Genomic DNA, 9,971 nt, shown 5'->3' with positions numbered 1-9,971 from the left:
AGATTTTAATATTTCTGGCACCCATCTAAGTTTAATTAGATCCTGTACAATTTGAAAACCATTAGATATTTTGTTTTTCATAATTTCACCTCTACGAACATATTTGTGCCTTTTTGTTACTTATATTTTATCATATAATATAGTTAATAGAAGATAATAATTAATAATTATATAAATTTAAAAATTTTAAGGAGGTATTTTATGAAACATATCGAATTATTACAAAAATATTTATCAAACTTGGCTGTACTAAATGTAAAGTTCCATAATATTCACTGGAACGTAGTAGGTAGTCAATTTATGCAAGTCCACAATTTTACAGAAGAAATCTATGATAAGCTATTTGAGAATCTAGATGAAGTAGCAGAATTATTAAAAATGAAAAATGAAACTCCATTATCTACAATGGCTGAATATCTAGAAAAATCTAATATTGAAGAGATTAAAGCGAAAGACTTTTCAATAAAAGAATCTCTAGAAATAGTTAAAAAAGATATGGAATTAATGAAAGAATTAGCAACTGATATCAGAAATATAGCTGACGAAGAAGGAGATTTTGAAACTGTTGCTATATTTGAAGATTACGTTGCATACTACAGCAAAAACATATGGTTTGTAAATTCTATGCTAAAATAAATAAAATTTTTAAGGCATCCTTAATTAAGGATGCCTTGTTTGTGCATTTAAATTATCTTCTATTTTCACTACTATCTATACTAAGACCTATGGGAACTAGATTATATTTCACAGTCTATTCTTATACTTTCGCAATTATTAAAATTAGCAAATTTATTGAGACAATCTTGAATTTTATCTTCTAATATATCATCTTTAATAATATTATCTTCAAGCCAGAAATTCTTTACCACAAGTTGCTTCAACTTTTTATCATTTATTACTTCTATTCTTCCAATGAAGGTATCTCCATATAGAACAGGCAAAATATAATAACCATACTTTCTCTCAGCAATAGGCGTATATATTTCCCATTTGTATTCAAAGTTAAAAATCTCCTTGATCAATCTTCTATCCCAAATCATATTATCTAGTGGAGCAATGAACTCTACCCTCTTTTGGAACTCATCAGTATCTAAAACCAAATCAATTAGATCTTTATCCTCTGATAGACAATAAAAAGCATCAGATATATTTTCAATAATAACTTCGATAATTTTTTTCTCTGCAAGTAACTTCTGGAATATATCATTACGATTAGATGATTTTAAGTTATCAATTCCTAGCCATGCATCTGATGACTTATTCCAAAGCAATCCAACAGCACCAATACGTCTTAAAATCCTCCACTTCCAGTGTTCCTCATCAGTTAAGTTAGGATCTTTTGCATTAATAATCTCTTCTGGAATATATTCATGAGCAAGAGAGTAATATTTAATCGTTCCTTTTTTATGATTAAGAATCAAATCACCTTGAAAATATAATGTTTCCAATGCTGCACGAGATAACGTGGCAGGGCTCCAATACCAATCAACCTGCTCCTTAAAACTTAAATCTTTTGAAGAAACAAAACCTTTCTCTTTGATAATTTCTTTTATCTTGTCCATTACGTTATCTACTTGTTCTCTACTTCTAACATTTTTCTCATACTTTGCTCTTTGACGTGAAAAATATTTCCAATCTTCTATACTGAATATGGACATATTCTTATCAAAATAATCTATAAATTTTCTATCTATGTACAAAAGTTTATGCAACATCTCCTTAGAAAATCCATCTACCCTTGATTGCAAGACTAATTCAGCATTTTTACCACAAACATCTATAGGATCAAATTGAATACAGCCTGCTTGCTTGATATAATCACAAACACCTTGTTCTTTAATAAATTTATAATTACCTACTAATCCTTGTTTCAATAAAATAAAATGTCGAGCTTGTCTGTTTGTAAGTTTAACTTGTTCCATTTTATTTATCACTTCCTAACTTATTAATTATACTACTCCATACCTAAAATACCAATAGATATCATTATTGCAACTATTACAGCATATTGAAGTTTATTCAATTTTTCTTTTAAAAAGACTCTAGACAGTATTACTGATACTATACTATAAGATGCTACTAGAGGTGCCGTAACAATTGAATTTTGAGCCATGGCAAAAACATAGAAGAATTGACCAAGGGTTTCAAATATAGCTGCATATAGCTTTATTTTTTCCCTTCCAAAACTTAAGAATTCTTTTTTGACAAAAGCTAAATATATAAATGCTATTATTCCTACTATCATAAAAGTGAATTCATAGGATAAATTTGCTTCAGCTTCAGTTAATACTCTATCCAAATAGAATGCATCTGCAAATGTCCCTATTCCATCTATTATGCAATATAAAATTGGAAATACTATTGCCATAGTGCTTATTGTATATTTATTATCTACAGACCTATTCTCTGACCTATTTTGAATTATATTTTCTTTTCTTTCTAGAAAGCCTAAAATAATCATCCCTACTGAAATAATAGCTACCGCAGAGAACTGTAGTGTATTCATGGTTTCCCCTAAAAAAACAAATGTCAATAATGCTGCTACTGCTCCTGAAGAATTTCCCAATGGAGAGGAAATGGATAATTCAATGTACCTAAGTCCCATATAGCCTATAGTCATAGATAGAATATACATAGAAGTTACTGGGATATATCTTATAATATTTATAGGATTATAGGATATTTTATTGAAAATCATATATCCAAAACCATGTATTCCCATTACTAATCCTACCATAATAACAATTTTTAGATGACTATATTTATCCTTAGGGTCTGTCCCCATTTTGTAAAACAAGTCTGCAATGCCCCAAGATACAACAGATATTAGTGCAAAAATAAACCACATTCAATTTTCCTCCTAATTTTACCGATACTATGTTATCATTTAGATTATTTTACTATATGGAGGAATAAATGTATAGACAATTCATATCCAACTCCTCCTAGTGTGTCATGGAATTGTAATGATGATGTAACCTCTTTGTAATTGTATTGATGTAAAATTATGGTATTCTAATTACAGTAGTATGTTACTCTATATGAAATTAAGATGGGAGTGATAATTATGGAAAAGATGACCATGAAAGAAGCAGGAAGATATGCTAACTTCCTTGATAGAACCATCGACGAATTAATATATTTATCAAACTATGCTATGGATTCTAGGATATATTCTATAACAGAAAATCATAAGAAGTCAGCTTCATACAAAGATGCAGTTGATGAAACTGTAGAAGTAGAATTTGAAGATGATGCAGAAATAGATGTTCCCAATCTAACAATACTATTAGAAGACCTTTTTCTTGAAAAATCTATGTTAGCAGAAAGTATAGCAGAAGCCAAGAAGGACTTAATAGTAAAAATTGATGATAATAAGAGCATGAATTTGGATGCAGCATTGGAATATGCAAAGTTACTTAGAAGATTTTCGGAATCATATCTAAGACCTCTAGCAAATAGAAAGGACAAGAAAACAAAGGAAAATAGAACTGGCTACGCATTCAATGTGGAAGGAAATCAAACACCATATATATATGAGGCTGAAGTAATTACTACAATAATATATGATACAAAGCAATTATCTGAAAAGATTAAATCTAATAATTATCTGGCAGATAGAATATCTGAAAAAATTGACATGGCAATGAATCTTCAGTCTGTAGATTTTAGTGCAAAATTTAGTTATCTAGATAGATGTGAAGATATCATAAATCAATATAAATAGTATAGAATAATTTGGTGTGATAATAGAAGGCTTCATTGATATTGAAAGATGATCAGTCGATAGCATAGATTGAAGGAATATTACATTTTAGGCTTGCTTAAGATATTATATTCCTAATATCTGAAATCCTTGATGGAAAATAATTCTGATATATTAAAAGATTACGCTATGCAATCACTACTCATAAATTTACAACTCACCAGTTCCTTAATTCATGAGCTCATCCTTCAAAAAACATCAAGCAATTCAATTGACAATATAACGTATTTTAGATTCTCTTGCTATTGAGATTTTGTTAGTTACTTTATAATTGCTTCGATGAATGTTTAGTAGATTGATATGGAGCTTTCTATTATCGCACCAAATTAATATCATTTTTCATCTAATATTTATCTGGATACTCATTCAAAAATGAGATTAGATAAGCTATCAACCTTTAACCTAATTTATCTCCTTTTTTCACAGGCTGTTCCGGCTGAATCAATACCACCCCTTGTTCAGAATAAACTCCTAACACCAATACCTCTGACATAAAATCTGCAATTTGCCTTTCTGGAAAATTTACTACTCCTAGTACCTGTTTCCCTACAAGTTCCTCTAACTTGTAACATTCGGTAATTTGAGCACTGGATTTTTTTATACCAATTTCATCTCCAAAGTCAACCAATAGTTTATAAGCGGGCTTTCTTGCCTTTTCAAAAATCTCTGCTCTAATAATTTCTCCTACTCTAATATCTAATTTCATAAAATCATCAAATGTAGCCATAATAAGCTCCTCCTACTCAATTATCTTATAAATATACTATTTATATATTACCATAAACTATTGACCTGCAAAGCTAGTGTAATACCAGCACGTAAAACGTAATATTGAACCAAGTGCTGTTACTATAATCATACAATATCTGCCATGAGCTTCTTGGTTTCCCTTAAAACAAAACACTATCAGAAGTTTAAAGGGATATTCTATAGCATTATAAACAGAAACCTATCATACCAAATAAGATACCAATCATAGCACCAGCAACTACATCCCTAGGAAAATGTACACCACCTAGTACTCGTACTATTGCTAATATAATGCCTGCAAACATTAAAATGACTCCCACTGGAACTGAAATGTAATATAAAGTCATGGCGATTACAAAGGCAGAAAATACATGACGACTTGGAAACGATCTTCCCTTAGTACTTTTATTGATGATTGGGATAATATCCAAAGCTTCATAAGGACGAGGAAAATCAGTATGATTTCAGAATGAACTAACCAACATGAAAGAGATTCCTGGTGTAAGAAAAACTCTCCAAAACCTTAAATCACCATTAAATGCCAACATAAGAAGAAAAATTGGATATATACAATACACCAATGTAGTAGTTAACTTATTTATTCCTTTAATCATTACTAAGGCATATGGATGACTGCCTAATATTTTTATCATTTTTTCATATGTTTTTTCATCCACGATTATCACCTTATCTTTTAATCTGTTATCTATTATACCATATCAATATATTTTCTAAATAGATGCTTTCTTCTTTTCTTAATTTATCTGTTATGATAAAAATAATCCTCAACTGGCTTACTCCTATATCTATATTGGAACAAGTAGTCTTTTCTTCATTCTTTCGATATAATCGACATAGAATGACCTTTTTAAAAATTCTTCTAAAAAAGTGTAACCTTTATCCTTCTATTCCGTTTATTAAGTGAAAGGGGATTTTCCTATGATAAACAGCCAATTAGAAAATTTATATATCAAATATCATAGGGAAGTTTACTTCTATGCTCTTTCGTTATGCAGGAATCATCATCAGGCTCAGGACTTGGTTAGCGAAACCTTCTTCAAGGCCTTATTGTCTCTAGACGAAGATACTCCATATATTAAATATTGGCTCTTTAAAGTGTGTAAGAATTTGTTCCTAGATACTTCTAGAACTAATAAAGAATATAATACTATGAATAGTTTAGAAGATCTTCTTGCTACAGAGGAAACTCCGCTAAACAAAGTCATTGACAATGAAGAAAAAAAACAGCTCTATTACCTAATTATGAATCTACCTCATTCCTACAGAGAAATCATTATACTATATTATTATTGTGACTTTACTATAAAAGAAATAGCTAAAACAACTGGGCTAAAATATGGAACTGCTAAAACCCTGCTTTTTAGAGCTAGAAAAAAATTAAAAGATATGTTGGAGGGTCAATATGAATTTTAAGGAATTGATGGATAAATATAAAAATGGTATTACCTCTGAGGAGGAAGAACTACTAATAAAACAGGAAATAGAAAAATATGAGGCTATAGAAGAATATCTATCAGAAAACATAGATATAGATTTTATGAAAGTGGAAAATTATGATGCCCAGAAGGATGAGACTGTTAAACTAAAGAAAAGTGTGAACAGCCGTCTTAGAAGAGTAGTTATAACTTCAGTATCTATTGTTATACTCATTATTTTAGCAATATTTTTTATTTTATCACCTATCATAGATAGTTTCTATTACAATCCAACGAAGATTTCAGTTGGTCAATATAATCAGGACATATATTTTGATCTGACAGCCTTTACAGAACTAAATCTGCCAGGATATTCTCTAGGCCTTGTCACAGCTGAAAGACTGGGATTTGGCAATTATAATATTTATTATAGTCGTCATAATCTTTTCACTAAAGAATCAAAAAACATCTCTTCCAAAATAAAACGAGATACTCATTTAAAAAACTTTGAAAATGTCTTTGATGAAGAGTATATAAGTCTAGGTTTTCAAATAATCACAAATCCTGAGATTAGTGAATACCAGTATTTTAAAGAAAATAAAAGTCGGGTTATAAATCACATAAAAAAACTAAATCCTGTATCCTATGTATCCACTTATCTTACCTTTGACGAAGATTTAGCTATGGAGGAAATCTACAATATGTTGGTGGAATACGATGATATTGAAATTACTTGGATTGGTATCAGAACAGCACCTAAAGATGAGGCTATTCAATATCTGACAGGATTTAGGCCTCCTTCCAATGCAGTATCAGCCGCTGATGACAGACCCGATAAAAATAAATACCCTGCATTTCAATTATTGGATTGGCTAAGGGACCACACTAGATCACGAAGTCAATCTATTTGGCCAGAGGGTTATGAATTACATTATAAGAGTTTATTAAGATATATGATAGATAGAAAAGATGCCGTAAATGTTCTTGACTATAACCATCTTAAAACTCAATATTATCAATCTGCATTAGACTATGTAGAAGAACATGGTGTGAAATCCTACGGCGTGTTAATTTATGCCAATGCCGAGGATTTACTCACCTTTATAGAAAAGGAATCCATTTATACCATAGAATTAGATCAAGTTATGGCTTCAAGGAGATATATACGTTGATAGAAAACCTTAGGATATTAACATAAAATCCTAAGGTTTTCATTTTTAAAAATGCCTCTGTCACACGTTTTACTTCTTCTTTTATGCCTTCAATTTTATAAGTAATATATACCACTAAAAATATTGTAATAACACTACGGTAGTACAATATTTTGGTCCCTCACTCAAAAATACAATATTATAAAAAACACTATAAGTCTTCCTAAGAAAAAATTGGATAAAAATGTAAGCAAAAGACTTATAATGCATATTATATTATAGGTAATTTTATAATTATATACAAACATTAAATAAAAGAGGTGATTATATGGCAACAATATCAGGTCGTGTTGTATTTGATAGAGATAGAAGTGCTACAATTAATGCTGGTGATTCAGGTCTAGCTAATGTACCTGTTGTATTACAGAATACAATGACTGATATGAGGCTTGTAGTTCTTACAGACAATAATGGAAACTATTCATTTATAAATGTACCAAATGGTAGTTATAGAATTGTAGAATCATATGGAACACCTGGAGGTGTTGCAACACCGGGAGATTTCAATACAGCAGTAGTTGGTCCTATTCCAGTTGGAGAAGACCCACCAATAAGTTTTGCACCTAATCCGCCTTCAGGGTCAACAAATCTAGATTCTTTAACTCCAGATACGCTTTTAGTAACTGTATCTGGGTTTGATTTAACAAATCAAAATTTCCTAGATGGTCCCGTTATATATACACCTATAGAAAATATACTTGATCCATGTGTATCAGTTTCAGATATAAATCTTATTAATGTTGCTGATAACGGAACTTTTGGTTCATTTCCAGCGGGCACTCCCGCTAATACTGGAGCTCCTGTTGAGCCTTACCCAGGGGTAACACCAGATTTCACTTATGTATTGCCGGATCCAACTGACTATACACCTTTTGATGGTGAGTATACAGTACAAAATATTATGACTAACGCATTAAGTAATACAATAGGTGCTTGGTGGCGTATTGCAGACCATACTACAGGTAATGAAACAGGAAGAATGATGGTAGTAAATGGTTTTGATCCAGGGGCTGTTTTTTTTAGAGATGTAGTTTCGGTACAGCCTAATACAAACTATTTATTTAGTTCTTGGATTTTAAATCTATTTAAAGTAACAGGGTATCCGAATCCCGAGCTGGGTGTAAGAATATTAGATCAAAACGGCAATCCAATATACAGTGCAACATTAGGGGCTCAAATTCCTGTTAATACAAACACTCCAGAATGGAAAGAGATAGGTACTGTAATTAATTCACGAAATAACACAAGCTTAACGGTAGAATTCTTAAGTGAAGGACCAGCTGCTATTGGAAATGATTATGCTATAGATGATATATCACTAAGAGAAATACAAATTCCAGAATTTACACCCGTAAAGACTGTTAGTACTCCTACCGCAAATATAGGAGATATCGTAACATATACAGTAACATTAACCAATACTTGCACAAGTCCTTTAACAAATGTATTTTTCCAAGATATTGTACCAAATGGATTATCTTTCGTACCAGGCAGTGTGACAGTCAACGGATCCCAAGATATAACTTTGAATCCTAATGTTGGATTTAATGTACCAGATATTCCAGGAGGTTCTACTGCTACTATAACTTTTGATGCTTTGGTTGATAATGTTCCAACTCCTAACCCAACCCTTAATACAGCAATGATGAGTTATTTTTATACACCTGTAGAAGGAGGAATAGAAAATAATTATACTGTAAATTCTAATGTCGTTCCACTTGATATAGCTGCTTCAGCAGATGTTTCAGTTGAAAAAACGTCAAGCCCAGATCCAGTGATATCAGGACAAGTGCTTCAATATACAATCATAGTATCAAATGCAGGACCATCAGCGGCAGAAAATGTTGTTTTGCATGACATTATTCCACCTGAGATTACAGGAGCAGAATTTTCAACAGATGGAGGAGCAACTTTTAGTCCATGGACAGGAAGCTATGATATAGGTACACTACTAAATGGTGAAACAAGAACTATTTTAATAAGAGGGACAGTAAGTCCAACAGCTACAGGAACTATAACTAATACTGCAAATGTAACTTCAACTACACCAGATCCTAATCCAGATAACAACACGTCAACAACAACTACCGAAGTTAATGCATTAGCAGATATTGGAGTTGTAAAAACAGGAACTCCAAATCCTGTTATGTCAGGGGAAACCTTAACTTATACAATTGATGTATCAAATTTCGGTCCATCAGATGCTGAAAATGTTGTTTTAACAGATGCTATTCCAGCTGAGATTACAGGAGCAGAATTCTCAACAGATGGAGGAGTAACTTTTAGCCCATGGACAGGAAGCTACAATATAGGAACTTTATTGAATGGTGAAACAAGAACTATTTTAATAAGAGGAACTGTAGCACCAATGGCTCCAGGATTTATAACTAATACTGCAAATGTAACTTCAACTACACCAGACCCTAATCCAAGCAACAACACATCAACAGCAGTTATTGAAGTTAACCAAACTACTCCAGTAGCAGATGTTGGAATATTTAAATCAGTAGAAACAAATCCTATAATCCCAGGAGGAACGGTGATTTATCCTATAGAAGTATCAAACTTAGGACCATCCAATGCTGAAAATGTTGTTTTAACAGATGCTATTCCAGCTGAAATTACAGGAGCAGAATTTTCAACAGATGGAGGAGTAACTTTTAATCCATGGACAGGAAGCTACAATATAGGAACTTTATTGAATGGTGAAACAAGAACTATTTTAATAAGAGGAACCGTATCACCATCAGCTACAGGAATTATAACTAATACTGCAAATGTAACTTCAACTACACCAGATCCTAATCC

9 protein-coding genes and 1 pseudogene are annotated in these 9,971 nt (G+C 31.5%); 5 read left to right on the top strand and 5 right to left on the bottom strand.

Annotation, left to right across the window (positions count from 1 at the left end; translation table 11 throughout):
- Positions 1-201 precede the first annotated feature (201 nt).
- On the top strand, positions 202-636 hold the full coding sequence (locus CIW83_RS21225) for a DNA starvation/stationary phase protection protein (protein ID WP_094904427.1): 435 nt from the start codon (positions 202-204) through the stop codon (positions 634-636).
- A 101-nt stretch (positions 637-737) separates the two neighbouring features.
- On the opposite strand, the gene CIW83_RS21220 is transcribed toward CIW83_RS21225, so the two are convergent.
- Together CIW83_RS21220 and CIW83_RS21215 are read right to left on the bottom strand one after the other, a co-directional pair.
- Positions 738-1,922 carry a winged helix-turn-helix domain-containing protein gene (locus CIW83_RS21220; protein ID WP_094904426.1) on the bottom strand — a complete coding sequence of 395 codons (1,185 nt, stop codon included), beginning with the start codon at positions 1,920-1,922 and terminating at the stop codon, positions 738-740.
- Between the two features lie 32 nt (positions 1,923-1,954).
- On the bottom strand, positions 1,955-2,848 hold the full coding sequence (locus CIW83_RS21215) for an EamA family transporter (protein WP_094904425.1): 894 nt from the start codon (positions 2,846-2,848) through the stop codon (positions 1,955-1,957).
- A gap of 219 nt (positions 2,849-3,067) precedes the next feature.
- Between CIW83_RS21215 and CIW83_RS21210 the strand changes: the two genes are divergently transcribed.
- Positions 3,068-3,727 (top strand): hypothetical protein, encoded by a 660-nt coding sequence (locus CIW83_RS21210; protein ID WP_094904424.1) that lies wholly within the window; start codon positions 3,068-3,070, stop codon positions 3,725-3,727.
- A gap of 436 nt (positions 3,728-4,163) precedes the next feature.
- On the opposite strand, the gene CIW83_RS21205 is transcribed toward CIW83_RS21210, so the two are convergent.
- From CIW83_RS21205 to CIW83_RS21195, 3 genes and pseudogenes are all read right to left on the bottom strand, one after another.
- Positions 4,164-4,493: a tRNA-binding protein gene (locus CIW83_RS21205; protein WP_094904423.1), complete on the bottom strand. Its 330-nt coding sequence runs from the start codon at positions 4,491-4,493 to the stop codon at positions 4,164-4,166.
- Between the two features lie 208 nt (positions 4,494-4,701).
- A pseudogene (locus CIW83_RS21200) lies at positions 4,702-4,965 on the bottom strand (phosphatase PAP2 family protein); the annotation flags it as partial.
- Between the two features lie 15 nt (positions 4,966-4,980).
- On the bottom strand, positions 4,981-5,193 hold the full coding sequence (locus CIW83_RS21195; protein WP_094904421.1) for a hypothetical protein: 213 nt from the start codon (positions 5,191-5,193) through the stop codon (positions 4,981-4,983).
- A 262-nt stretch (positions 5,194-5,455) separates the two neighbouring features.
- On the opposite strand from CIW83_RS21195, the gene CIW83_RS21190 reads away from it, so the two are divergent.
- The 3 genes from CIW83_RS21190 to CIW83_RS21180 form a co-directional block, all read left to right on the top strand.
- Complete coding sequence (locus CIW83_RS21190; protein WP_094904420.1) at positions 5,456-5,950, top strand: RNA polymerase sigma factor; 495 nt, start codon at positions 5,456-5,458, stop codon at positions 5,948-5,950.
- Positions 5,940-7,124 carry an anti sigma factor C-terminal domain-containing protein gene (locus CIW83_RS21185; RefSeq protein WP_094904419.1) on the top strand — a complete coding sequence of 395 codons (1,185 nt, stop codon included), beginning with the start codon at positions 5,940-5,942 and terminating at the stop codon, positions 7,122-7,124. Before CIW83_RS21190 ends, CIW83_RS21185 begins: the two co-directional genes overlap by 11 nt.
- Before the next feature lie 307 nt (positions 7,125-7,431).
- On the top strand, positions 7,432-9,971 hold a 2,540-nt coding region (locus tag CIW83_RS21180; protein WP_094904418.1), incomplete at its 3' end, for a DUF11 domain-containing protein.

The sequence above is a fragment of the Tissierella sp. P1 genome, from assembly GCF_002266425.1.
Taxonomy (GTDB): Bacteria; Bacillota; Clostridia; order Tissierellales; family Tissierellaceae; genus Tissierella; species Tissierella carlieri.
This window is presented reverse-complemented; position numbering and strand designations above follow the sequence as displayed.